General features: G+C 59.9%; 13 protein-coding genes and 1 pseudogene. 9 read left to right on the top strand and 5 right to left on the bottom strand.

Features of this window, described 5'->3' with window-relative positions:
* The first annotated feature begins 1 nt into the window (after position 1).
* The gene (locus tag BH712_RS23090; RefSeq protein ID WP_006811660.1) at positions 2-1,057 is read left to right on the top strand and encodes an ABC transporter ATP-binding protein; all 1,056 of its coding nucleotides are present in this window, start codon (positions 2-4) and stop codon (positions 1,055-1,057) included.
* 97 nt (positions 1,058-1,154) lie between these two features.
* Here BH712_RS23090 and BH712_RS23085 read toward each other — a convergent pair whose 3' ends face one another.
* From BH712_RS23085 to BH712_RS23065, 5 genes are all read right to left on the bottom strand, one after another.
* Complete coding sequence (locus BH712_RS23085; RefSeq protein ID WP_006811661.1) at positions 1,155-2,471, bottom strand: amidase family protein; 1,317 nt, start codon at positions 2,469-2,471, stop codon at positions 1,155-1,157.
* A 52-nt stretch (positions 2,472-2,523) separates the two neighbouring features.
* On the bottom strand, positions 2,524-3,819 hold the full coding sequence (gene hisD / locus BH712_RS23080) for a histidinol dehydrogenase (protein WP_006811662.1): 1,296 nt from the start codon (positions 3,817-3,819) through the stop codon (positions 2,524-2,526).
* The gene (locus tag BH712_RS23075; protein ID WP_006811663.1) at positions 3,820-4,962 is read right to left on the bottom strand and encodes a nuclear transport factor 2 family protein; all 1,143 of its coding nucleotides are present in this window, start codon (positions 4,960-4,962) and stop codon (positions 3,820-3,822) included.
* 106 nt (positions 4,963-5,068) lie between these two features.
* A complete protein-coding gene (locus tag BH712_RS23070; protein WP_006811664.1) occupies positions 5,069-6,040 on the bottom strand; it encodes a nuclear transport factor 2 family protein in 972 nt (323 codons plus the stop codon).
* Positions 6,037-7,107, bottom strand: coding sequence for a LacI family DNA-binding transcriptional regulator (locus BH712_RS23065; protein ID WP_032674015.1), 1,071 nt, complete (start codon positions 7,105-7,107; stop codon positions 6,037-6,039). The genes BH712_RS23070 and BH712_RS23065 overlap by 4 nt, the downstream gene beginning before the upstream one ends.
* 308 nt (positions 7,108-7,415) lie before the next feature.
* Here BH712_RS23065 and BH712_RS23060 point away from each other — a divergent pair, with 308 nt between their 5' ends.
* The 8 genes and pseudogenes from BH712_RS23060 (at position 7,416) to BH712_RS23030 (ending at position 25,821) form a co-directional block, all read left to right on the top strand.
* Positions 7,416-8,654: an MFS transporter gene (locus BH712_RS23060; protein WP_006811666.1), complete on the top strand. Its 1,239-nt coding sequence runs from the start codon at positions 7,416-7,418 to the stop codon at positions 8,652-8,654.
* Positions 8,655-8,729: 75 nt separating this feature from the next.
* Entirely contained in the window at positions 8,730-10,052 is a 1,323-nt protein-coding gene (gene hisD / locus BH712_RS23055; RefSeq protein ID WP_006811667.1) for a histidinol dehydrogenase, read from the top strand.
* A gap of 3 nt (positions 10,053-10,055) precedes the next feature.
* The gene (locus tag BH712_RS23050) at positions 10,056-10,820 is read left to right on the top strand and encodes an SDR family NAD(P)-dependent oxidoreductase (protein ID WP_006811668.1); all 765 of its coding nucleotides are present in this window, start codon (positions 10,056-10,058) and stop codon (positions 10,818-10,820) included.
* An 8-nt stretch (positions 10,821-10,828) separates the two neighbouring features.
* Positions 10,829-11,572: an alpha/beta fold hydrolase gene (locus tag BH712_RS23045; RefSeq protein ID WP_006811669.1), complete on the top strand. Its 744-nt coding sequence runs from the start codon at positions 10,829-10,831 to the stop codon at positions 11,570-11,572.
* A complete protein-coding gene (locus BH712_RS23040; RefSeq protein ID WP_006811670.1) occupies positions 11,554-12,345 on the top strand; it encodes an HpcH/HpaI aldolase family protein in 792 nt (263 codons plus the stop codon). Before BH712_RS23045 ends, BH712_RS23040 begins: the two co-directional genes overlap by 19 nt.
* 11 nt (positions 12,346-12,356) lie before the next feature.
* Positions 12,357-13,532 carry a cupin domain-containing protein gene (locus tag BH712_RS23035; protein ID WP_032674016.1) on the top strand — a complete coding sequence of 392 codons (1,176 nt, stop codon included), beginning with the start codon at positions 12,357-12,359 and terminating at the stop codon, positions 13,530-13,532.
* A gap of 866 nt (positions 13,533-14,398) precedes the next feature.
* A pseudogene (locus BH712_RS25425) lies at positions 14,399-16,234 on the top strand (Ig-like domain-containing protein); the annotation flags it as partial.
* A gap of 113 nt (positions 16,235-16,347) precedes the next feature.
* Positions 16,348-25,821, top strand: coding sequence for a BapA/Bap/LapF family large adhesin (locus BH712_RS23030; protein WP_481623434.1), 9,474 nt, complete (start codon positions 16,348-16,350; stop codon positions 25,819-25,821).
* Positions 25,822-25,827 lie beyond the last annotated feature (6 nt).

The following is a 25,827-nucleotide window of genomic DNA, read 5'->3' as shown; positions in this document are numbered from 1 at the left end:
CATGAGCCAAATCGTTTTAAATAATCTCGGCAAATCCTACGGCAACGTCAGCATCATTAAAGGGATCTCGCTGAGCATTCATGAAGGCGAATTTATCGTGCTGGTCGGCCCGTCCGGGTGTGGGAAATCTACCCTGCTGCGCATGATTGCGGGTCTGGAAGACATCACCTCCGGTGAACTGCTGATGCACGGCGAGGTGGTCAACACCCTGCCCGCCAAAAAACGCGATATCGCCATGGTGTTCCAGAGCTATGCGCTCTACCCGCACATGAAGGTGCGGGACAATATGAGCTTTGCCCTGAAGCTTGCCAGCGTGTCAAAAGCGGAACGGATGGCCCGGGTGGAAGAGGCGGCGGAAATCCTCGGCCTGACGCATTTGCTCGATCGCCTCCCGCGGGATCTCTCCGGCGGCCAGCGTCAGCGCGTGGCGATGGGGCGCGCGCTGGTGCGTGACCCGAAGGCCTTTTTGTTTGATGAACCGCTCTCCAACCTGGACGCCAAACTGCGCCATAAAATGCGCGGTGAAATCCGTAAGATCCACCAGCGGATGGGGCGCACGACCATCTACGTGACGCACGATCAGACGGAAGCGATGACCATGGCGGACAGGATTGTGGTGCTGAATGCCGGGCATATTGAGCAGGTCGGCACCCCGGAAGAGCTGTACCGTGACCCGGATAACCTCTTTGTCGCGGGCTTTATCGGCACGCCGGAAATTAACACCCTCAAGGGCGTGATTCAGCACGGCGAGATTGTGCTCAACAACGGCTACCGTTTCCCCTGCCCCCTTAGCGCACACATTGAAGGGATGGAGATCATCTGTGCCACCCGACCGCACTATATCCGGATCGGCGATTCAGGGATGCCAGCGGAAATCGTGCTGATTGAGATGACCGGGGAAGGACAGGAGATCCGGGTGCGTATTCACGATCAGGAGCTGATCGTGGTGTCTCATGAAAAGCTGGATATCAACGTGGGGCAGCAGGTTTTCCTTACCGTAGATACAGCAAAAATATTCTTGTTTGATGCCAGAACCGGTAAGCGCCTGCGGTCATAGAATGCGTTCCCAATCCCTCCTGCCATCGCAGGGGGGTTTTAGCGTTACCATCCTGTGAAGTCATCAGAACCCGCACGGCGCAAGCCCTGCGGGCTTTTTATATCTTACACTCCCCGCCCAACGCCCTCTCACACGCCAGCGCCAGCGTCATCAGCACCGTTTCATCCTCCTGCACCGATAACATTTCCATCCCCACCGGCAGCCCGATACGGCTTACGCCACAGGGCAACGTAATGGCAGGCAGGCCGCTGATGGCGGCAAGCTCCGGCGCGCAACCGGGCGGCATTTTCGCCAGGCTATCCGGTAATCGTTGTACGGTGGGATACAGAAATCCGTCGATGCGCTGCGCCTCCGCCACCCGGCGCAGGTTCTGCCGCAGCAGACGCTGAAAACGTCGCCCCGCCAGCCAGAGCGGGGTTTTCAGCGTGTCACACGTCAGCATCTGGCGTAGAAACGGCGCAAACTCCGGCAGGAAAGCGCCGGAAGCCACAATGTCCGTTAATCCTGACGGGGCACCAGGCTGTTTGCTAAGCCAGCCGTCAATCGCCACGCGAAATTCATACAGACTGAGGCAGGTGGCCTGCCTCACCTCTTCCAGAAAGGGGAGTGAAACCGCCACCAGCGTCGCCCCGGCACGGCGCAACGTGTCCAGCGCCGACTGCCAGACCTCCAGCTGTACCTCATCCTCACCCTGTAACGCGGTCACCACGCCAAAGCGAACGCCTTTCAGCGAACGCGCAGGAAGTGCAACCGGCGGCAAACCGTGGATAACGGCATGCAGAAGGGCGGCATCTTCAACGCTATGCACCATGGGTCCGACGGTGTCTTTGCTGGGTGACAGCGGCGCAACGCCGTCTAACTGTGCCCGGCGAAACGTGGGCCGGAGTCCTACCAGCCCGGTATAACTACAGGGAATGCGCACAGAGCCACCGGTATCGGTTCCCAGCGCGCCATCCGCCATTCCGGCTGCAACCGCAGCGGCGCATCCTCCGCTGGAGCCTCCGGCAGTCACCGACGGGCAAAGGGGATTCGCCACATCGCCCCCCAGCGAGCTTCGCGAGCGCACGTCGAAGGCAAACTCGGACATATTCGCTCTGGCGAGGATAATCGCCCCGGCCCCGCGCAGCCGCTGTACAACGCGGGCGTCTGAAGTTGCTGCGAGTGAGGCCAGCGCACGGCAGCCAAGGGTGACGGGCATCGGCGCGCAGGCGATATTATCTTTTACGATCACCGGTACGCCGTGCAAAGGGCCGATCTGTACCCCTTGCCGGGCCAGCTGTTGATACTGTTTCGCCAGAGAGAGGGCATCCGGGTTAACCCCGAGGATCGCGTTCAGCGCGCGATGTTGCTGTATGGCGTCGAGTCGTCGGGCGATCTCTTCCGGGCAGTCCTCGGACGGTATCAGGCGCATCATCGTCTCTGGTTTCCTGTGCAGAAAGCCGGGCAGGAGGCTGCCCGGGCAGGATTTAGTCACGCAGGCCGGTAGTAATGGCGTCGATGTCCTGCGGACGCAGGCGAATTTCCGCCGCCTGTCGGTGCCCCTGCATCCCCTCGGTACGGCTCTGGCGGATCGCCGGTTCTGCGATTGCCGGGATACCCTGCTCATCAATCCACTGATGGGTACAGATTTTAACGTACGCCCCTACCCACAGACCGCCGGTATAGCGTGCCGCCGCCATGGTCGGTAACGTGTGGTTAGTACCACAGCATTTATCGGAGAACACCACGCTGGCGTTCTGACCAATAAACAGCGAACCGTAATTGCGGATCTTCGCCGCCGTCGCGTGCGGATCGCGGGTATGCACCTGCAAATGCTCCGTCGCCATATGGTCAGCAAACGCAATCAGCTGCGCTTCATCTTCGCAGAGCACAATCTCACCCTGCCGACGCCACGCCTCCCCCGCCGTTGCCGCCGTTGGCAGGCTGGCGAGCTGACGCTCCACTTCCGCCAGAGTACGCTCCGCGATATCCCGGCTGGTCGTCGCCAGCCCGACGCGGGTGTGAATATCGTGCTCTGCCTGGGCCAGCATATCGGCGGCCAGAATGCGCGGGTCGGCGCTGTCGTCCGCGATGGTGAATATTTCGCTTGGCCCGGCGAGCGCGTCAATGCCGACTTTACCGAACACCTGGCGCTTCGCTTCGTTAACAAAGGCGTTGCCTGGCCCAACAATTTTATCTACCGACGGAATGCTCTCCGTGCCCCAGGCCATGGCCGCAATAGCCTGTGCGCCGCCAACTTTGAATATGCGGTGCGCACCCGCCAGATGGCATACCGCGATCATCGCCGGATGCGCGCCCGGCGGCAGGCAGGCGATAATCTGTTCGCAGCCCGCCACCGTCGCAGGGACAATCGACATCACGGGGGCGGAAAGAATCGGATACCGTCCGCCCGGCACGTAGCAGCCCACCGTCTGCACCGGGATGATCCGGTGGCCGAGATGTACGCCCGGCAGCGTCTCTGTCTCCAGCGGCTGCATGGTCGCCAGCTGCGCCTGCGCGAAACGGCGCACCTGATTAATCGCAAACTCACTGTCGCGACGCGTCTGAGCATCCATCCCCTCCAGCGCGTCGGCAATCTCCTGCTCGCTCACCTCAAACTGCGCGGGCACGACCTTATCAAACTGCTGCGAAAAGGCTCTTAGCGCGGCGTCACCTTCGCTTTTCACGCGTTCGATGATGGCGCGGACCGTCTCCGTTAACGAACGATCGGCCTGAACATCCTGCCCCTGCGGATGCTTGATCCAGCTCACCTGATTCAACATTTACGCGTCCTCCATCTGGCCGAGTTTGATTTGCGCCAGCAGCGCCAGGTGGTCATAAACGACCCATTCATCAACAATTTTTCCGTTGACGATGTGGTAGTGCGACATGCCCATCACGAAGAGTCGTTCCCCGGTCGGTTTGCCCAGCTCGCCATACCCCAGGTGATGCCCTTCAATGATCCAGCGAACCGCGACTTTTACGCCGCCTTCATCGCACGGGTTGGAGCAGATATGCTGCGGCAGCCACGCGCCGTCAGGGATCATGCCTACCAGCGCCAGCGTCTGATGGGTTACCGCCGCGGTGCCGTACAGCTCTTTCATCAGCGGTCCGTGCCACTGCACGTTCGGCGCGTAAACCTCTTTGATTTTGCCGAACATCCGGCGGTTGTAGATCTCATGCAGCCAGCGCAGGCACTGCTCCTCCGTATCGGTGTGCGCAATAGACACATCGCATTCCATCTCCGGCGGATATTGCCCCAGCATGCGGCCATTTTCACCAATGTCCATCACGCGGAAGCCTTTATCAAACTGCTCTTTTGCCATGTTAAACGCGATCTGATCGGTATTCAGGCCGAGCTGTTTCATCAACGACATGTTGTCGCTGACCACCCACTCCCGGTAAATTTTATTCTCGTGGATCATGCAATCCGCCACGGTACGGGTTACAAAGGTGCGGTTTGTCGGCTTACCTAAATGACTGTGCTGGGTATGCCGCCCGCTTCCCGTCACCAGGTGAGAGGTATAAAAACCGTCAACGTCATTCCCGTTCCAGATAACCTGGGTGGCCATTCCGCGTCGTTCCGGGAAGGCAATTAAGCGTTGCAGCGTGTCCTGCACCACCTGCTCGCGGTTATATAATGTGCCCAGCGCGTTATAAAGCACACAATTATGGGTATAGTGGGAATAAATTAAGCCAACGTCGCGCTCGTCCCATATTTTATGGGTGCAGCGAACAATGTAATCGACAATATCGGTATAGCAGTCATCAAAGCCGCGTAAGGATTGCACGCGCGGTCTTTTTTCCGGTACCAGATCGACAAAATCACGACGCTCCACCTGTAATACAGGCTCCTCTTTCAGCGCTTTCACGCTGCTTCTTTCGGGTACGGCTGGTGCTTTATTTGTTGCTTCAGTTGAAGACATATAAACTCCTGCTCTGTTTTCAGACAATAAAAACCCGCACCCGCAAGTGAGGGTGAATTAAGCACGATTATTTTTGGCAGCCAGAATAAGAGGGCTGCCGCCTCTGTTAATTCACTATTTGCGACCAGATCGCTAATTCATCGATCCCCAGATATTCACGGAAAATTAAACCGTCACGTAATTCAAGCTGGCTAATACCGGTAATGGATATCGGTTTACGGGTCGGCGCACCAAATTTGCCGTAACCGTCATGCCAGGTTAATAACGACCAGCGCAATGAAAGTCGAATCGGCTCATGAGGATCTTTACGCACAATCAGGTGATGGAGCTGCGTTTCGCTGTCGGCAAACGAGGCGCGGTAGCCGGAAAGCTGTGCGCCAATGTCCTGTTCGCCGGTACAGATGCAGTGTCCCGGCGCGTACAGCGTCGCCGCCGGATGATAAAGACCAGGCACCACGCCGCTGTTGCCGCCCGCCCACATCGTTAAGTAGCGCTCAACGACCCCGGCCAGCGCCCCTTCCACGTCGTCGCCCTCCGGCCCGCCCGCCCAGCGGGCGTCCAGCGTCTCGGCTGAAACCATCTCCACCCCGAGCTGCTGGCGCATGGTCGCCAGGTTAACGGCAAATTCACGAACATCCAGCCCCAGCTGCGCCACAATCGCCGCGCGATCCTGAAGCAGCCACTCCTGACGCACGGCACCGTCAACACAGATGCGATCGGCCCAGGTGCGGACCCAGACATTTTTCCCGGTGGGTGGACCAAAAAAGCCCTCTCCCTGGTGCTGAATTCGCGCAACCGTGCGCTGCGCCGCGTAATATTCATCACCCGGATTCTGGCTGCACAGAATATCCTCCGTCAGCACCGCACGCTGGGGAAAACTGTGCATCGCCTCAAGCGTCAGGCGCATAAACTGAGAAAGTTCATGCAGCTGTTTTTCCGGGGTGGTGAAAACCACCGGCATAGCGTAAAAATCCGCCAGCTGGCCGATATCTTTCTGCTCCCACACCACGTGCGTCAGCGTCAAAATGAACTGCTGGATGGAGTCGAATTGTGGGCTGAAGCCCCGCAATCTTGTCATTTGCGCTCCCTGGACTGAAATAGCGTTAAACCATTGGTTTCGATAACGCCGCTGCGTGGGCGACGCGCCGAGTGGCGTATCACCAGCGTACCGGGCACCGTAATCTGTTCAGGCTCGATGGTTCCGCTGTCAATTTGCTTCATTAACAGCTCCACCGTGGCATCCACCATCGCGCCAACCGGCTGCGATGCCGAGGTGAGCGCGTAGGAGGGCCAGCCGGAAGGGCCGATGTCGTCATACCCGACCACGGAGACCTCCTCCGGAACGCGCAAACCAAATTCATAGCGCGCCACATCCATCACCGTGACGGCCATATGGTCGTTGGCGACAAAGACCGCATCCGGCGCGGGCGACGCTGAAAACAGGGCATAAGCCGCGCGGGTAGTTTGCTGAACGTCGTAGTTGCCGTGCACTACCCGCACGTCGGTAATGCCGTGCTCTTCCAGCGTGGAAATGAACCCGCGCTGGCGGGCGATATTGACCGGCGAGTCGGCCACGCCGCCCACATAAGCGAAACGCTGATGCTCCCCCGCCAGCAGAAACTCGGCAATCTGCCGCGCCGCCGCTTCGTTATTACTGTTTACGCTGGAGGCCATGCCGCTCTCTTCGCTGCGGTTAAACAGCACCACCGGTATCCCGGCGGCGAGGCACTCTTCAGATAACTCCAGCGACAGCGTCACCGAGGCCAGCACAATGCCATCCACCCGGTACTGCATAATCTGGTCAAAAATACGGTCAACGTTACCTTCACGGTCGCCAACGAACAGCAGCAGGTGATAGTTCAGCGTGTCCAGTTTTTGTGCCAGCGCCTCCAGCACCTGCGAATAAAAGGGATTATCAAAATAAGAGATCACCACGCCGATAATGCGCGAGCGGGCCGTATTGAGCGAACGGGCAATCGCGTTCGGACGATAGCCCAGCTCCCGCGCCGCCTTCAGCACTTTTTCACGCGTCGCCGGTGAGATACTGGCGCCCGGCGTGAAGGTTCGCGACACGGCGGATTGCGATACGCCCGCCAGCTGTGCGACCTGCTGGGATGTGACTGCTGCAAAAGTCTTACGTTTCATTACCCCTGATTCCTTATCAACGCCCCACCCCGTTCCGAGGTGTTTACCTGCCTCAGCGAGTGGGTGTTTTTTATACTTACACCACCTTTGCATGCGTATGCAACACAAAAAATTAATATTCTCACAACAAGATCGAGATCACTTTACAAACATGAAACCTTTTCGTAACTTCAATTCTTGAATACGTATGCAAGAACGTTTTCATACCGTCATGGTACCGGAGAGAACAGGAGTCGCCCAAAGGATTGAACCGGTAAACGTCGTACTTGGCTGGTTATAACCCATTACTTCTCAAGAGGTTCAAAACCATGTTTCGAGCACTGTTACGCCGTCGGGAAGCCCGGCTCTTTTTTATCATCAGCATCCTGTTCTTCATCTGCATCCACAGCATTGATGCCTTCCTGGCCCCCATGATGATCAACCAGGGCATTGAGCCGCAGATCATGGGGATCATCATGGGCGCGTCCGGGCTGGCAACCCTTCTGATACGCTTCCCGCTGGGCATTATTTCCGACGTGGTGAAAAGTCGCAGGATCTTTATCCAGATTGGTCTGCTGCTGCCAATTATCGCCTGGCCGATTGCCTGGCTTGAACCCAACGCCCTTACGCTGTATCTGGCAAAAGCGGCTGACGGCGTCACGGCGGCGACCTGGGTGCTGTATAACATTCTGTTCATGCGTTACTTCGATCGCAGCGAAGCCCCGGCCGCCGTCGCACTGCTGGCGCTGGCTGGCCCCATCGGCGTTTTTCTCGGCAATTGCATTGGCGCGGTGCTGATTCACTATTTCGCCAACAACATCGCCTTTTTTGTCTCGTGCATCTCTGCGCTGGTGGCGTTATTCCTGACGACCCGCATTAAGGACGTGCACGATCCGGTGCAGGCCCCCACGCTGAAAGCTTGCATTACCGGGGCACGCCAGCAGCTGGCCGACCGTTCCGTCTGGCTGATTGGCATTCTGGCAACCGTCGTGATTCTGGTGCCCTTTGCCACCCGCGACACGCTGACGCCGGTCTATGCGGAGCAGCTTGGCGCCCGGGCGGGGATCCTCGCGGTGCTGGGTAACATTCATCTTCTGTTTTACGGGCTGGCCATCGCCCTGTGCAGCTCGGTGTTTTATCAGCGCCTTGGGCTGGTCAAAACCGCCGTACTCGGCATCGCCTTACAGGTGATCTCCACCTTCGGCATCCCCTTCACCAGCAATATGTATGTCATTTATCTGTGGCAGGCGCTGGCAGGCTTTTCGTTCGGTATGGCGTTTGCCGCGTTTATGTCGCTCAGCGTGGTCAATACCACCGCCGACGAGCAATCCACGCGGATGGGATTATTCCAGACCATCTATTCCTGCGGCATGTTTGCCGGGCCGGTGATGATGGGCGTGATGATGCAACATATTAACCTGTCGTCCGGTTATCTCTTAATTGCCGCCCTGTCGGTTGTAGCCGCCATTGCCACGCCGCTGTCCGCGCGCTGGATCTATGCCCGCAAGGCGCAAACCTCTTCCCAATTATTAAAAAACGGTGCGTACGCCGCCGCGCCGGATCAATAACCCGGTCTGAAGTGAATAATCTTTCCCGGCTCGCCGGGAGGGCATCTGACATCTGAAAAAGGTAAGGAGAAGCGTGTGTCGTTTAAATTAAAAACCGGTAAATCTACCGAAGAACGCCAGCAGGCCAACCAGCAAATAAGAGAAACGGTTGAGCACATACTTGCGGATATTGAAAAGCGCGGCAATAAAGCCATCCGGGAATTATCCATTAAATTCGATCGCTATGACCGGCAGGATTATCGCCTTTCGCCCGCAGAGATCGACCGCTGTATTAAACAGTTAAGCCGCCAGGATATTCAGGATATTGAATTCGCCCAGCAGCAGGTGGCGAATTTTGCCCGCGCGCAAAAAGCGTGTCTGCGGGATCTGGAAATTGAAACGCGCCCCGGCGTGATCCTCGGGCATAAAAATATTCCGATTAACGCCGTCGGGTGCTATGTCCCGGGCGGAAAATATCCCCTGCTCGCCTCCGCACATATGTCGATCATTACCGCCAGCGTGGCGGGGTGTTCAAGAATTATCAGCTGTGCCCCGCCGTTTAACGGTCAGCCCGCCCCGGCGATTGTCGCGGCGCAAAAAATGGCTGGCGCAACGGAAATCTATGCCCTCGGCGGCATTCAGGCAATAGGCGCCATGGCGCTGGGCACCGACTCACTGGCCCCGGTGGACATGCTCGTCGGCCCCGGTAACGCGTTTGTCGCAGAGGCTAAACGTCAGCTGTTTGGCCGCGTAGGTATCGACTTGTTTGCCGGACCAACGGAAACGCTGGTGATTGCCGATGACACCGTTGACGCGGAAATATGCGCCACGGATCTGCTGGGCCAGGCCGAACACGGCGTCACTACGCCCGCTATCCTGCTGACGAACTCGCTTTCGCTTGCCAACGAGACGCTTAGCGAAGTGGAGCGACTGCTGGAAAAACTCCCTACCGCCGACATCGCCCGCCAGTCCTGGCGGGACTATGGCGAAATCATCGTCTGCGACAGCTACGAAGAGATGCTGCTGGAGGCGGATCGCATTGCTTCCGAGCACGTTCAGGTGATGACCGACCGGGACGACTGGTTCCTGGCTAACCTGACCAACTACGGCGCGCTGTTCCTTGGCCCGCGTACCAACGTGGCCTATGGCGATAAGGTGATCGGCACCAACCACACGCTGCCCACGCAAAAAGCCGCGCGCTATACCGGCGGGCTGTGGGTTGGCAAATTCATGAAAACCTGCACCTTCCAGAAAGTCCTTAGCGACGAGGCGACCGCCGAAATCGGCAGCTATTGTTCGCGCCTGTCGCTGCTGGAAGGGTTCGCCGGACACGCCGAGCAGGCCAATATTCGCGTGCGTCGTTATGGCAAGACGGAGGTTCCTTACGCGACACCTGCCCCGGTCAGGGAAAAGGTGTAAGCCATGACGCTTTTGCAAACGCCGTCTTTCACCCTGCACGGCAAACGCGCGCTGGTGACCGGCGGGTCAAAAGGAATTGGCTTTGCTGCCGCCGTCGCCCTCGCACAGGCGGGCGCAGAGGTATGGATTGCCGCCCGGCACCGTGACGCGCTGGACGGCGCGGTGGCGCTGGCTGCGGCGCACCAGCTCTCTCTCCATCCGGTGGTACTGGATATTACCCTCACCGATGATGTGGAGCGTGTGCTGGCCACCTTGCCGGAATTCGACATTCTGGTTAACAGCGCCGGGCTGGCCCGCCACCAGCCTTTCCTTGAGGTCAGTGAGGAAAATTTTGATGCGGTGATGGCGCTCAATCTGCGCGCCACCTTTTTTATCAGCCAGCGCGTGGCGCGCAACATGCGCGCGGGCGGTAAGGAGGGATCGATTATTCACATCTCATCGCAAATGGGACACGTTGGTGGCCCCGAGCGTAGCGTGTACTGTGCCTCCAAATTCGCGCTTGAAGGGTTAACCCGAACGATGGCGCTGGAGCTGGGCGACGCGGGGATCCGCGTCAATACGCTGTGCCCGACCTTCATTGAAACCGACCTGACGCGCGCGTCGCTTGCCGACCCGGCATTTCGCCGCTACGTGCTGGACAACATCAAACTGCGCCGGCCAGGCACGCTGGAGGACATTATGGGGCCGGTGGTGTTCCTCGCCTCGGATGCCGCCGGGCTGATCACCGGCAGCGCCCTGATGGTTGACGGCGGCTGGACGGCAACGTGAGGGGTACGATGGAATATCCGCTTCTGGACAATACCGACCTGCCGCTGGTGCTGCTTGGTGGCACGCTCTGTAACGCCCGGCTCTGGCAGCCCGTCATTGAACGGCTGAACGTCTCGGCGGTGCTGTGCATCACGCTGACGGGGGCAGAGTCCGCGCCGCAGGCGTCGCAGCGGCTGCTGAGCATGCTGCCACCGCGCTTTCTGCTGGCGGGCTTTTCGCTCGGCGCGATTGTCGCGCTGCAAATCGCCGCCGACGCGCCAGAAAGAGTGAACGGGCTGACGCTGATTTCCGTTAATCCGTTGCCCGTTGCGCCAGATACCCTGGCTTCACGCCGGGAAGCGGTACGCACCGCACAGGCGCGGGGCCTGGCCGACTGGCTGGTCTCCTCGCTGTGGCAACGCTATGTCGCCCCGTCACGTCTCTCCGATCGGTTCCTGCAAGAGATTATTTGCCGAATGGCGCAGGCGTGCGGCATCGAGACCTTTGCGGAGCAAACGGAGATGGCCATTCACCGGCAGGATAACCGGGCAGCGTTTAACGCCCTCGCCTGCCCCACATTACTTCTTAACGGCGCGCAGGACGTTATCTGCACGCCCCATCATCACCACGTGCTGGCAGCAGGCAACGCGAACGTGACCTGGCATACGGTGGAGACGGGCGGACATTTTATTCCGCTGGAAACCCCGGATGAGGTCGCGCCGCTGCTGCGTCAGTGGATAACGGAGTGCATACAGTGCGCAATAACACACTAAAGACCGCATGTCGGGAAAATACCCCGATCGTTAACGGCTGGCTGGCGATCCCGTCTGGCTATAGCGCGGAAATTATGGGCCATCAGGGTTACGACGCCGTCACCATCGATTTGCAGCACGGCATGATTGATTTTGCCAGCGCGCTGACGATGCTCCAGGCGCTATCGGCCACGCCTGCCGTGCCGCTGGTCCGCGTGGCCGATAACGATCCGGCGCACATCATGCGCGTATTAGACGCCGGAGCCTATGGCGTCATCTGCCCGATGATCTCCAGCGCGGAAGAAGCCCGTCGCTTTGTCGCTGCCTGTCGCTATCCGCCGCTGGGTATTCGCTCCTTTGGTCCGGCGAGAGGTCTACTCTACGGCGGCAGCGATTACCCGCAGCACGCTAACGACGCGATCCTGACGCTGGCGATGATCGAAACCCGCGAGGGGCTGGAAAATCTTGACGCCATCCTTGATACCGACGGACTGGACGGCGTGTTTATTGGTCCCAACGATCTCTCCCTGACGCTGACGGGCAGCGCCAGCGCCGAATCCCAGCATCCGGAAATGGTTGCCGCCATCGAACGGGTGATTGTCCGCTGCCGCCAGCAGCAGAAGATTGCCGGGATTTTCTGTACCTCCGGCGCGGCGGCCGCGGCGCGTATTGCGCAGGGGTTCCAGTTTGTCACGCCCGCTAACGACGTTATGCAGCTGGGCCGCGCCTCGCGTGAAGCCATCGCCCTCGCCCGCGGCACCGCCATCCCTTCCACCGGTGCGTCCGGTTATTAAAAGGAGAAATGATGAAAGCCATCCATCTTACCCAGAGCCAGGCACGGACACGCTTAATCGCCCCCGAGGACATGGTGTCCTGCAATCTTGCGTTTATTGATTGCAGGCTGCCCGGTTCGCATCTCAAACAAAACTATTCCTTTATCGGCCCTGGCGTCACGCAATCTACCGAGCAGGTGGTGAATATTCCCGAGCCGCACGGCTTTAATATCGGCGCGGCGGCAATGCCAAAAGGGGTGACCAATAACCTGCATCTGCATTTTACGGCGGAAGTGTTCCTGATCCACGAAGGGACGTGGCGTTTTCGCTGGGGTGCTCACGGCGAGCATGAAGCGGAGTTTAGCGCCCCTGCCATCCTCTCAATACCGACCTGGATCTTCCGCGGCTTCACCAACGTCAGCAAAGAAGATACCTGCGGCATGGTGTTTACCGTGCTCGGCGGGGACAACACGGGCGGCATCATCTGGCACCCATCCGTGCTCGCGGCCGCCAGCGAGTACGGTATGTATCTCAGCAAGGATAATATGCTGATTGCGCAGGAGGTGGGGGAACCCACGCCCGATCCCGCTACGCTGCTGACGCCGTTGTCAGAGGAATACATTGCCGGTCTGCGCGACTACAGCGTTGAGGAGATGCGCCAGCGCGCGATAACCGGCGATGACCGCCGCTGGTCAGCACAGGGTCTGCTGGATTCGGTGCTGCCGGGACACGGCGGCGAAATTGCGCCGGTCATCGGTTTCGGCATTTCACAGGATCGGAATTCCGCCCCTGCCATCACCGCCCCGCACGGTTTTTCCGTCGAATGGCTGCGTCTTGCCGATAACCACATTGTCGGTCGCCATCTCTGCCCGGATATTCAGGTGATCATGGTCTTTAAAGGCCAGCTGGAGGTAACCTGGAACGAAGCGGGCAAGGAAGTGCGTATTATCGCCCCGGAACGTTCGGTGATCTCCATTCCGGCAAACAGCTGGCGCAGCTACCGTGCGGTTGACGGCAATGTGGAGTTTATTCTGACGACCCGTGGCGATCAGCGTAAGCGCCTCTACTGGGACGAGACGATTCTGCACGAGGCGAGAGAATACAATCGCTGTCTCGATCCCGATGGCTACGTGGCGGATGCCGATATCCTGCCCGCCACGGCTCGTCGGGCCGGAGAAAAAATAGAAAAAGTGCCAGCAGCTAACTGATTTTTAGCGCAAAGTGGCGCAAAATAGAGGTGCAGGGATCGCCTGCACCCTCATCATTAATGATGCACGTAAAACGGATTGCAAGATAAACAGGGATGGAAAATCAAATGTACAGACCCATAGTTGTTATCCTCTTTATTCTTCTGACGCTCGCCGCACTGATTGAAACGGGCATTATCTCCTTCGGCTAAACCTACCCTCTCAGAAAGGCCACAATTGCGGCCTTTTTTATTTATTAAATGTGTGAAGTCGACAGTTTATTTTTATGCGTAGCAGACTATAAACCGGATCTGAAAATATATTTTATTAATGAGATATTTTGTAATATATCATACAGCAGATACTTTACCCTAACTTAAATCGCAATTAAGCAGCCATTAACCCTTTCTGGAATTATTAATAAAACCTCTGTTTTCAGTATTATTTTCCTCTCTCTTTTCCCGCTAGCCTGGCCGTACCGCCGTTGCGCCAACGCGCCTGTGGCGCGGCGCTCATAGCTATCGAAATATATTCACGCTATCAATTAATTTTCTCTGCAATCCCCGCGCAGGGTTTACAGACACTTAATTTGCATATTCAGATATTTATAGCTATATCATTTTCATCACGAAATAAATTAATACCTGCACAAATAATAAGGTTTACAAATCGCAAATATATAAATAAACAACTGTTTCCTGTGTAAATAATTAGCTTTGCCCTGAGGTTGCCACTTTTAATCCTGGCGGGCATCGGACGCGCTAAAGAAAGTGACGGTAAATTCTGTTTATTAAACAGTATTTTCGCCGGGAGCGCGCTCATCCCTTCAGAAACGATGGCCTTGTCTTACACGCCGTAAACAATAACTCTGCTGGAGTAATAACTGTATGAGCCAAATATCTGTTATATCTAAATTAACTGGCGTGGAAACAACCACGGAAGGGACACAGATAACTCTCGATCACTCCTCCATCGTTAAACTTAACGTGGATCGCGCCGACATCTCAGATTACTCCCGCAGCGGAAACGATCTGGTGATTACCCTCCACTCGGGCGAAGTGATTACCCTCAAGAATTTCTACGTCACTGATGCGCAGGGCGTAAGCCAGCTGGTGCTTGAGGAGAGTGACGGAGCGCTGTGGTGGATTGAAGATCCAACCGGTGCCGCCACCTATGAATCCATCGCCTCCACGGATGCATTACTGGCGGCGTCAGGGAGCGATACCGGCGGTGCCGCAGCATGGCCCTGGGTGCTGGGTGGCCTGGCCGTCGCCGGTGGGATTGCCATCGCGGCGGGAACCGGCGGTGGAGGTGGCGGAGATGACGATAACAACAGCCCGAATCCCGGCAACCCGGGAAATCCTTCCGGGCCTGATACCACGCCTCCGGATGCCCCGACTAATTTACAGGTCTCGCCTGACGGCAAAACCGTCACCGGTACGGCTGAGCCGGGCAGCACGATTACCCTGAAAGATGCCGATGGCAACACCATCGGAACGGGCAAGGCGGGCAACGACGGGAAATTTACCATTGATCTGGGTACGCCGCTCACCAACGGGGAACAGATCACCGCGACCGCCACCGATCCGTCCGGCAATACCAGCCAGGGCGGTCAGGTCACGGCACCGGATTTAACCGCGCCGGATGCACCCGCCAATCTGGAAGTTTCACCTGACGGCAAAACCGTCACCGGTACCGCTGAGCCGGGCAGCACCGTGACCCTGAAAGATGCCGATGGCAACACCATCGGAACGGGCAAGGCGGACAGCGACGGGAAATTTACCATTGATTTGGGTACGCCGCTCACCAACGGGGAACAGATCACCGCGACCGCCACCGATCCGTCCGGCAATACCAGCCCGGGCGTTCAGGTCACGGCACCCGATTCAACCTCGCCGGATGCACCCGAGATTGTCACCGTCAATGATAACGTGGGCACCGAAACAGGCCCGCTGAGCAACGGACAACGCACGGACGATGCCCGCCCGACGTTCAGCGGCATCAGTGAAGCTGGCACCGTCATTACCTTCTATGACAACGGGAAACCGATTGGCACCACCACAGCCGATGCCACCGGGAAATGGAGCTTTACACCGTCGACCAACCTGTCTGAAGGCAACCACGCCATTACCACCACCGCGACCGATGCCGCAGGCAATACCAGCCCGGCGTCCACGGCGGTAACCTTTGTGGTTGATACCGTCGCGCCCGGCGCGCCAGCGATCGTCAGCATCAATGATGATGTTGCGCCTGGCACCGGCACGCTCGGAAACGGAAGCAGCACCAACGATCCGCGGCCACAGCTCACCGGCACGGCGGAAGCAGGCTCGACGGTCACAATCTATGATAACGGCATTGCCATTGGCACCGCAGTTGTGGGCAGTAACGGTAGCTGGAGCTTTACGCCGTCGGTGAACCTGAGCGAAGGCAGCCACCAGCTTACCGTGCGCGCTACCGACGTCGCCGGTAACACCGGCCCGGCCTCGCCGGTCTTTACCGTCACGGTAGATGTCACCGCGCCGCAAACGCCTGCCGGGTTTATCATTAACGACGATACGGGCGTACTGAAAGGGGCGATCGGTGCCGGGCAGTTTACCGATGCCTCCGAGCCGCGTCTGACGGGCAGAGGCGAACCGGGCAGTACGATCACGGTTTACGATAACGGCGCTGTTATCGGGACGACCACCGTTCTGCCGAACGGCACCTGGAGCATCACGCCGACATCGCCGCTGGCAGAAGGCGCACACTCGATTACCCTGCGGGAAACCGATGCGGCGGCAACCAGAGCGGCCTGTCTCAGCCGATCAACTTTACCGTCGATCTTACGCCGCCAGACATGCCGGAGGCGACGCTCAACTCCACAGGCACCCAGATCACCGGTACCGCCGAGCCGGGCAGCACAATCGTCATCACCAACAATGCCGGGCTGCAAATCGGCACCGCGACTGCCGACAGCAACGGCAACTATGTCGCCAACCTGAACCCTGCGCAGACCAACGGCGAGATTATCTCCGTGGTCGCCTCCGATGCCGCAGGCAACCAGAGTTCACCGGCGCTGGTTAACGCCGCGGATATCACCCCGCCTGCCGCACCGGGCAACCTGGTGGTGGCGGACGACGGGGCAAGCGTCAGCGGAACCGCCGAGCCAAACAGCACGATTATCATTAAAGCGCCGGACGGTACGATCATCGGCCAGGACACCGCTGGCCCGGACGGCACCTTTACCATCCCGATTTCGCCCGCCCAGACCAACGGTGAAGCCCTTGAAGTGACGGCCACTGACGGCAGCGGCAACACCAGTCCGTCTGGCTTTGCCGACGCGCCAGACAGCACGCCACCGCTGGCACCGGAAAATGTGGTGATCTCTGCCGACGGCACCACGGTAACCGGTACAGCCGAGCCGGGCAGCACCGTCACCATCCGCGAAAATGGCGTGAAGGTCGGGGAAGCGGTCGCCGACGATCAGGGTAATTTCAGCGTTGATCTGATCCCACCGAAAGCCAACGGCGAAGCCCTGACCGCCGATGCCACGGATACCGCCGGAAACACCGGCCCGACCGCGCCGTTTGACGCGCCGGACATCACTGCGGCACAAACCCCGGTCATCACGGGCGTGGTGGATGATGCGCCCGACGTCACCGGTCCCGTCAGCCAGAACGGTCTCACCAACGACAGCACGCCAACCATCAACGGAACGGGCGAGCCTGGCACCACCATCACTCTCTACAGCGGTACTACCGAAATTGGCACCGGTACGGTTGGGCCTGACGGTCAGTGGTCCATCACGCTGACAACCGCGCTACCGGACGGCGGGCACGTGCTGACGGCGACAGCGGTTGATGCCAACAATAACCTCAGCGGGACATCCAACACCTGGAGTATCACGGTGGATACCGCCGCGCCGGGCGCCCCAGCCATTACGCAGGTCATTGATGACGTGCCTGGCCGCACGGGTGCGCTCGACACCAATGAAACCACCAACGACACGCTCCCGACGCTGAACGGTACCGGCGAGCCAGGCTCCACCGTGACGATCCGCCTGGACGGACAGCCTGTTGGTACTGCCCTTGTTAACAGCGGTGGCGCATGGACCTTCACGCCCACCACCCCATTAGTGAACGGGGAGCATACGTTTACCGTCGTCGCGATCGATGCGGCCGGTAACGCCAGCGCAACATCTGCGGGCTTTACCCTTACCGTCGATACCACCCCGCCACCGGCGGCCACCATTGACACCGTCTCCGATAACATCGGCCCTGTGCAGCTTCCGCTAAACAGCGGGGACACCACCGACGACACGCTGCCGCAGTTGCAGGGCACCGCGCCGGACGGCACCACCATCACAATCTATGACGGTACCACCCTGCTCGGCACGGCGGTGCTGGACGGCAACGGCGGCTGGAGCTTTACGCCAACCACGCCGCTGACGGACGGCCCGCACTCGCTGACGGTCCACGCGACGGATAACGCGGGGAACACCACCATCTCGCCGCCGTTTGAACTGGCGATCGATACCACCGCGCCTGCGACACCGGATATTCCTGAGATCACCGTCAATCCGGACGGCGGCACGCCGGGGACGGCCCTGAATCCAGGTGAGACCACCCGGGATACTACGCCAACCCTGAGCGGCTCGGGCACGCCGGGCGATACCGTCAACATTTACGATGGCGCCACCAAAATTGGTGAAGCCGACGTGGGTGAAGACGGTACCTGGAGCTGGACGCCGGAAGATCCACTCCCTGACGGCACCTACGATCTCTCCCTGACGGTCACTAACCAGGACAGCGCCGGGAACGAGAGCGCACCGTCCACGCCGGTGACCATCACCATTGATACCGACGCGCCTGCCCAGCCGGGAACCCCGACGGTGACAGACAGCGTAAGCCAGATCACCGGCCCCGTACTGGATGGCGAATCCACCAACGATCCGCGTCCGGTCCTGAGCGGCACCGGTACGCCGAATGACGTCATTACCATTTATGACCAGGTAGGTACAGGCGAGCCGCAGGCCGTGGGCAGCGTGACGGTGGACGGTAACGGTAACTGGAGCTGGCGCCCTGAGAGCAACATTGGCGAAGGGACGCACGAATACACGGCGACCGCCACCGATGAAGCGGGCAATGAATCTGTGCCATCCACGGGGATTACGATCACGGTCGATACCCTCGCGCCAGATACCCCAACCATCAGCGCCATCGGCGGCGCACAGAACGGCGGTTCGACTAACGAAACCACGCCTGGCATCACTGGCGCTGGCACCACCGGCGAGACGGTGATCATCTACAACAACGGCGTGGAAGTGGCGAGGGTTGATGTCGTCAACGGTGAATGGTCTTATACCCTGCCGACGCAAACCGATGGCCCGCTGAATATCACCGTCGCGGCGGTGGACGAGGCCGGGAACGTGAGCCAGGTAAGCCCGGTCTTTACGGTGGAGGTTGATACCCAGGCGCCAACCGTGCCGCAAATTGACGCCGTCTCTGACAGCCAGCTGACCAACAGCGTGCTTTACACCCGCGACGGTACGCCAACCCTCACCGGGATCGGTGAGCCGGGTTCAAGCGTCACCGTCTCCGTTGATGGTGTCGCCTCGCCGGTGGTCGTGGAGGTTCAGCCGAACGGGACATGGTCCTGGACCGCCAACCCTGCGCTCACCGAAGGGCCGCACACCTTCTCGGTTACTGCGAGTGACGCAGCGGGGAATACCTCCGCCAGCTCCGGCGATCTCAGCGTGACGGTGGATACGCTGCCGCCTGCAACGCCAACTGATATCGCCATTGCCGCAGAGGGTACGCCGCTGACCGGTACGGCGGATGACGGAACCACGGTGACGGTTCGTGACGCCAACGGCAATGTCATCGGGACCGGGGTCGCGACGGGAGGCAGCTTCTCCATCGCCCTCTCCCCGGCGCAGCTGGATCCTGCGACGCTGACGCTCACCGCCACGGACGCCGCAGGCAATGCCAGCCCGTCAACCACCTTTGTCGTGCCGGACTCCCCGCTCGATCTGCCTGCGGTGCCGGTGATTACGGCGATCAACGATGACGCCGATCCCGTCACTGGCGATGTGAAAGATAAAACCACCAATGACACCACGCCAACCCTTACCGGCACCGCCGAGCCGGGCAGCGTGATCGCCATTTATCAGGATGGGGTGCTGGTTCCGCTGACCAACGTTGTTGCGGATGTAAACGGCAACTGGAGCTACACGCCGCCGTTGCCGCTGACGGAAGGGCCGCACACCTTCGCCGTCACCGCCACGGATATCGACACCGGCGCGACCAGCGGGCAGTCGCCGATTGCGACCGTCACCGTCGATCTTACCGCCCCGACAGCGCCAGCCATCGGTGCGGTGACCGATGACGTCGGTCCGATCACCGGCCCAATCGCCGACGGGCAGAGCACCAACGACAACCGTCCTACCCTCACCGGGACAGGCACGGCCGGGGACACCATTACGGTGTACAATAACGGCGCCCCGCTGGGCACCGTTGTTGTCGGTCCGACCGGCACCTGGAGCTACACGCCACCTGCGCTGGACGACGGCAGCCATACCCTGACCGTCACCGCCACCGACCCGGCAGGCAATGAAAGTACCCCATCGACCGGGATCACCATTGTGGTCGATACCGTCTCCACCACGCCAGTCATTACCAGCGTGACGGATAACGCGGGCAACGCGGCAACGCCTGTCCCAAGCGGCGATCCAACCAACGACACCACGCCAACCCTGACCGGTACCGCCGAGCCGAACAGCGTTGTCGCCATTTTTGATGGCGCCACGCAGATTGGTACCGTGGCGGCAGACGGCACCGGAGCCTGGACATTTACCCCTGAAACCGCCCTCGGGGAAGGAACGCATGACTTCACCGTCAGAGCGACGGATCCGCAGGGCAACATCAGCCAGCCGTCCGGCGTCTGGAGCATCAATATCGATCTGACGGCGCCACAGGTGCCGACGATCGATACGGTCAGCGACAACGTCCCGGGAGGCGTAACCGGTCCACTTACCGCCGGGCAGGTCACCAATGACACCACGCCAACCCTGAGCGGCACCGGCCAGGCGGGCACCACCATTCACGTGCTGAATAACGGCGTGGAGATTGGTACCACCACGGTCGACGGCAGCGGTAACTGGACCTTTACGCCGGATCCGGTCCTGACGGACGGGACGTATAACCTGCGCGTTAACGCCAGCGATGACGTCGGGAACGTCTCCGCCAACTCGCCAGTGTTCGCCTTTACGGTGGATACAACAGGCCCTGCGGCCCCGGTCGTCACGACGGTGATCGACGATGTCGGCCCGGGAACGGGAACCATCGCCAGCAACGGCGCCACGAACGACACCCGTCCAACCTTCAACGGTACGGGGGAAGTGGGCGCAACGGTGCACGTTATTGTCGATGATGTGGAAATCGGCACGGCGGTCGTCAACGCCCAGGGTACATGGAGCTTCACGCCGACCACCGCGCTGAGTGAAGGCCCGCATACCATTACCTTCAACGCCACCGACGCCGCAGGCAATACCGGCGACACCTCGCCGCCGTTCAACCTGACGGTGGATACCTCGGTGCCCGTTGCGCCGGTCTTTACGCCAGCCACCGATAATGTGGGTACCGTACTCGGCCCGGTCGCCTCGGGGCAAAGCACAGACGACACCACGCCAACGCTGAACGGTACCGCGGCGGCCAACGCGACCATCACCATTTATGAGAATGGTCAGCAGGTGGGCACCGCCGTGGCAGATGCCAACGGCGTATGGAGCTTTACTACCGGCACGCTGGCAAACGGCAGCCACACCTGGACCGCCACGGCAACCGACGCCGCGGGCAACGTCAGCCCTGCTTCACCGGGCTTCACGCTGGTTGTGGATACGACCGTGCCCGCCGCGCCTGTTATCACCCAGGCGATTGACGATGTTGGCACCCTCACCGGGGCGATTGGCTCCGGCCAGACCACGAACGATCCTCTCCCGCGTCTGGTGGGGACCAGCGAGCCGCTGGCGACCGTGAATATCTACGAGGGCACCACGCTGGTGGGCACCGGTACTGCCGATGCTAACGGCAACTGGACCGTCGATATCACCGTGCCGCTGGACACCGGCTCACACACCTTTACCGCAGAAGCAACGGATCAGGCGGGGAACACCGGTGCGCCGTCCACCGACTTCAGCCTGACCATTGACACCACGCCACCAGCGCTACCGGTGCTGACCAGCATCACCGACGACGTCGGTAACGCTGCGACGCCTGTCGCCAACGGTGGGTTAACCAATGATGCCCGACCAACGCTCACCGGTACGGCAGAAGCTGGCGCGACGGTAACCATCTTTGACAATGGAGTACAGATTGGCACCGCTGTCGCCACCGGCGGCGCGTGGAGCTTTACGCCGTCCACGCCGCTGGCTGACGGACCGCATAACCTGACCTTCTCCGCCACCGACGCCGTGGGCAACGCCAGCGCGCAGACCGGCGGTTACACCATCAATGTGGATGCCACCGCCCCTGTCGCACCGGCAATCACCTCGATTGTGGATGATGTGGGAACCGTTACCGGCCCTGTCACCGGCACCAACCCAACCAACGACACCCGTCCGACCTTAAACGGTACGGCGGAAGCCAATGCCACCGTACGCATTTACGACGGCACGACGCTGGTGGGGACCGTCACTGCCGATGCCAACGGCAACTGGACGCTGCCGCAAACCAGCACCACGCTGACGGAAGGCGCGCATAACTTCACCGCCACCGCCACCGACGCCGCGGGTAATACCAGCGCGCCATCGCCGATTATCACGATCAACGTGGACCTGACGCCGCCACCAGCCCCAACAGGACTGGCGGTGATCACCAACGGGACGCAGGTTACCGGTACGGCAGAAGCGGGAAGTACCGTCACCATCACCTCCAGCACCGGAACCGTGCTTGGCACAGCCGTTGCGGATGGCAGTGGGAACTTCAGCGCCACCCTCACCCCTCCACAGACAGGCGGGGAGTCACTGATTGTCTTTGCTACCGATAAGGCCGGTAACGCGGGTATCACCACTTCCGTGATTGCCCCGATCACGACGATCCCGAACGCGCCGGTTATCACCAGCATCGACGATAACGTCGGCACGGTCACGGGCAACCTGACCAACGGAAAAACCACCGATGACACCACGCCAACCCTGAGCGGCACGGCGCAGCCGAACGCGACCATCACCCTGTATAACAACGGGGTGTCGATGGGCACGGTCACGGCGAATGCCAGCGGCAACTGGAGCTTCACCACGCCAGTGCTAAGCGAAGGGCCACATGCCTTCACCGCCACGGCGAGCAACGGCTCGGGCACCAGCCCGATTTCCACGTCGACCACCGTCATTGTCGATCTTACTGCGCCAACGGCGCCAACCGGGACCTTCAACGCAGACGGCAGTGTACTGACCGGTAGCGCCGAAGCGGGCAGCACCGTCACCATCCGTCTGGCGGACAACTCAACGGTCACCGCCACGGCAGACAGCAACGGCTCCTGGAGCTATACCTTCCTCAATAAACAGACGGAAGGTCAGACGCTGCAAATCACCGCCACCGATGCGGCAGGCAACGTCTCGCTGCCCGGCTCAGCCCTTGCGCCGGTGGTGCCGCTCTCTGCCAGCACCAACGTTGAAGAGCTGGCGCTGACAACCACCGCAACGGTGACCAACTCGCAGTACAGCGACTATGGTTTCCTGCTGGTGGGTGCGGTGGGTAACGTGCTGACCCTGCTCGGTAACGACACCGCACAGGTGGGCTTCACCGTCGGCAGCGGCGGCAGTGCGGATATAGCCGTGAACGCCAACGCCACGGGTGCCGTACTCTCCCTGCTCAATACCCTTGAGCTGGTGGTACAGCGCTTCGATGCCGCCAACAACACCTGGACCACCGTGGTCGATACCGGACAGCCGCAGTTCGCTGACCTGCTGACCCTCGGCGCAACAGGGGTGTCGCTGAACCTGACCGGGCTGGCGGATGGTCAGTATCGCGTCCTGAGCTACAACACTAACCTGCTGGCAACCGGCTCTTACACCAGCCTCGATGTTGCGGTGAAAGAGACCAGCGCAGGCACCGTGTCCGGCGAAACCAACGTTGTCGGGAACGTGATCACCGACGTGGACCCAACCGCAGGTAGCGACAACGCCCCGGTGGGCACCACCGTCACCGCGGTCACTAACACCCAGGGCACCACCACCAGCGTGACGGCTGACGGCACGGTGATTCAGGGGCAGTACGGCACGCTGACCATCAACCTGGACGGCAGCTATACCTATAACCTGACCAACACCAGCGCCGCCGTCATTGGCCGCACGGAGAGCTTCACCTACACCATCACCCACAACGGCACCAGCGCCTCGGCAAATCTGGTCCTGTCGCTGGGCGAAGGCACCAGCAGCAGCGGTATCGTGGCCGTGGACGATACCGCCTCGCTGACCTTCGATACCACCGTGGAGGCGATCAACAACGGCACGTCGTCACAGGGCGGCTTTACCCTGGTGGGGATCAACCTTGGCAATACGCTGGGGCTGAACCTGCTGGACGATCTGGCCAACCCAATCATCTACTCCGTAGAAGAGGGCACCACCCGCACCATGACCGTTCAGGCGTCCGTGGGCGGCGTGGCGCTGGCCTCGGTGTTCGACCTCTACATCTATAAGTTCAACAACGCGACGCAGACCTTCGAGCAGATGCGCGTTGAACCCGGCTGGCTGCGCGCGCCGCTGCTGGGGGGCACCTCCTCGCAGCTGACGCTGAATCTGCCTGCCGGTGAGTACCTGTTCCTGCTCAATACGGCGGCGGGGATCACCGCGCTGACGGCCTACACGCTGAACGTCTTGCAGGATCATGTCTACAGCGTGGCAAGCGTGAGCGAGAGCACCACCGGGGATGTGCTGGCGGATGATATTGCGCCAGCGGGTACCGTGGTCTCTGACGTTAACGGCGTGGCGGTGAACAGCAGCGGCCTGACGGAGATCACCGGCGAGTACGGTACGCTGCGGATCAACGCGGCCGGGGAGTACACCTACACCCTGGACAGCGGGGTCGGCGCGGACCATATCAGCACGCCGGATACCTTCGTCTACACCATCACCGCGCCTGACGGCTCGAAGGACACGGCATCGCTGAACATCACCCCAACCGCACGCCCAATGGATGCGGTAAACGATGTCAGCACCGCGATGGACGTAACGTCGGTTCACCATACGTCAACCTATACGGATACCTCCGTCGGCACCGCCAGCTGGACTACCGCCCTGTTGGGGTCAACGCAGGGCAGCGGAAGCGGGACCTTCGTGGTGGATGCAAACACCGCGCTGCATAACGCCTCGCTGCACTTTAACGTGGCCTCGCTGCTGGCACTGGGCGGGCTGACGGTGAACTGGTCAATCACTGACGGGACGAATGTGATTCGCAGCGGCTCCTTCAGCGGAGGCTCACTGCTGGGCGGCAGCATCGACGTTCCGCTGACCGGGCTGGATCTCAACGCCGGGACCTATACGCTGAACTTTACCGGCAGCGTACCGGGGCTGAGCGTGGGGAACATCACCATTACCCCAAGCGTAAACGGCACGACCTACTCCCTGTCGCAGTTCGACGCCACGGGCACCCACACCGTTGACGGCAATATCTTCGACGGCACCGGTTCCGCAGGGGCGATGGACCAGCTGCACTCGGTGGATACCCGCGTGAGCATTACCGGCTTCGACGGCGTTATCACTACGCTGGATCCGTACACCGGCAGCACGATGTCCAACATCACGGGCCACTACGGGACGCTGGCGATTGCCGCTGACGGCAGTTACACCTATACCCTCAACCCGGGGATCTCGCTCTCTACCATTACCAGTAAGGAGGTCTTTAACTACACCCTGACCGATGCCAACGGTGTTAAAGATACCGCGTCGCTGACCATTGACATGGCGCCGAAATTTGTCAGTTCGGAGCATAACGATGTGATTAGCGGCACAGCCTACGGCGACACGCTGATTTATCAGGTGTTGAACAATACGGCGGGTAACGCCACCGCAGGTAACAGCACCGGCGACCACTGGACGAACTTCTCCCTCACGCAGGGAGACAAGATCGACATTGGCGATCTGCTGGTGGGGTGGAACGGTAGCGCGTCGACGCTGGGGAACTATGTCTCTGTTTCACAAAGCGGTAACAATACTGTGATCTCCATCGACCGTGACGGCACGGGAGCCGCCTACACTAAATCTACGCTCGTTACGCTGGACAATGTTCAGACCACCTACGACGAGCTTGTAAACCAGCAACACATCATTACCTGATAGCAC

The sequence above is a fragment of the Enterobacter hormaechei ATCC 49162 genome, from assembly GCF_001875655.1.
In the GTDB taxonomy this organism is placed as follows: Bacteria; Pseudomonadota; Gammaproteobacteria; order Enterobacterales; family Enterobacteriaceae; genus Enterobacter; species Enterobacter hormaechei.
Note: the sequence above shows the minus strand (reverse complement) of the source record. Positions and strands in the feature narration are given on the sequence as shown.

Excerpts from the sequence above, each read along its gene's own strand:
- BH712_RS23030 (WP_481623434.1), top strand. The coding sequence starts at position 16,348 with ATGCCGGAGGCGACGCTCAACTCCACAGGCACCCAGATCACCGGTACC.
- BH712_RS23070 (WP_006811664.1), bottom strand. The coding sequence starts at position 6,040 with ATGACAAGATTGCGGGGCTTCAGCCCACAATTCGACTCCATCCAGCAG.
- BH712_RS23060 (WP_006811666.1), top strand. The coding sequence starts at position 7,416 with ATGTTTCGAGCACTGTTACGCCGTCGGGAAGCCCGGCTCTTTTTTATC.
- BH712_RS23075 (WP_006811663.1), bottom strand. The coding sequence starts at position 4,962 with ATGTCTTCAACTGAAGCAACAAATAAAGCACCAGCCGTACCCGAAAGA.
- BH712_RS23085 (WP_006811661.1), bottom strand. The coding sequence starts at position 2,471 with ATGATGCGCCTGATACCGTCCGAGGACTGCCCGGAAGAGATCGCCCGA.
- BH712_RS23090 (WP_006811660.1), top strand. The coding sequence starts at position 2 with ATGAGCCAAATCGTTTTAAATAATCTCGGCAAATCCTACGGCAACGTC.
- hisD (WP_006811662.1), bottom strand. The coding sequence starts at position 3,819 with ATGTTGAATCAGGTGAGCTGGATCAAGCATCCGCAGGGGCAGGATGTT.
- BH712_RS23065 (WP_032674015.1), bottom strand. The coding sequence starts at position 7,107 with ATGAAACGTAAGACTTTTGCAGCAGTCACATCCCAGCAGGTCGCACAG.
- BH712_RS23045 (WP_006811669.1), top strand. The coding sequence starts at position 10,829 with ATGGAATATCCGCTTCTGGACAATACCGACCTGCCGCTGGTGCTGCTT.
- BH712_RS23035 (WP_032674016.1), top strand. The coding sequence starts at position 12,357 with ATGAAAGCCATCCATCTTACCCAGAGCCAGGCACGGACACGCTTAATC.
- BH712_RS23050 (WP_006811668.1), top strand. The coding sequence starts at position 10,056 with ATGACGCTTTTGCAAACGCCGTCTTTCACCCTGCACGGCAAACGCGCG.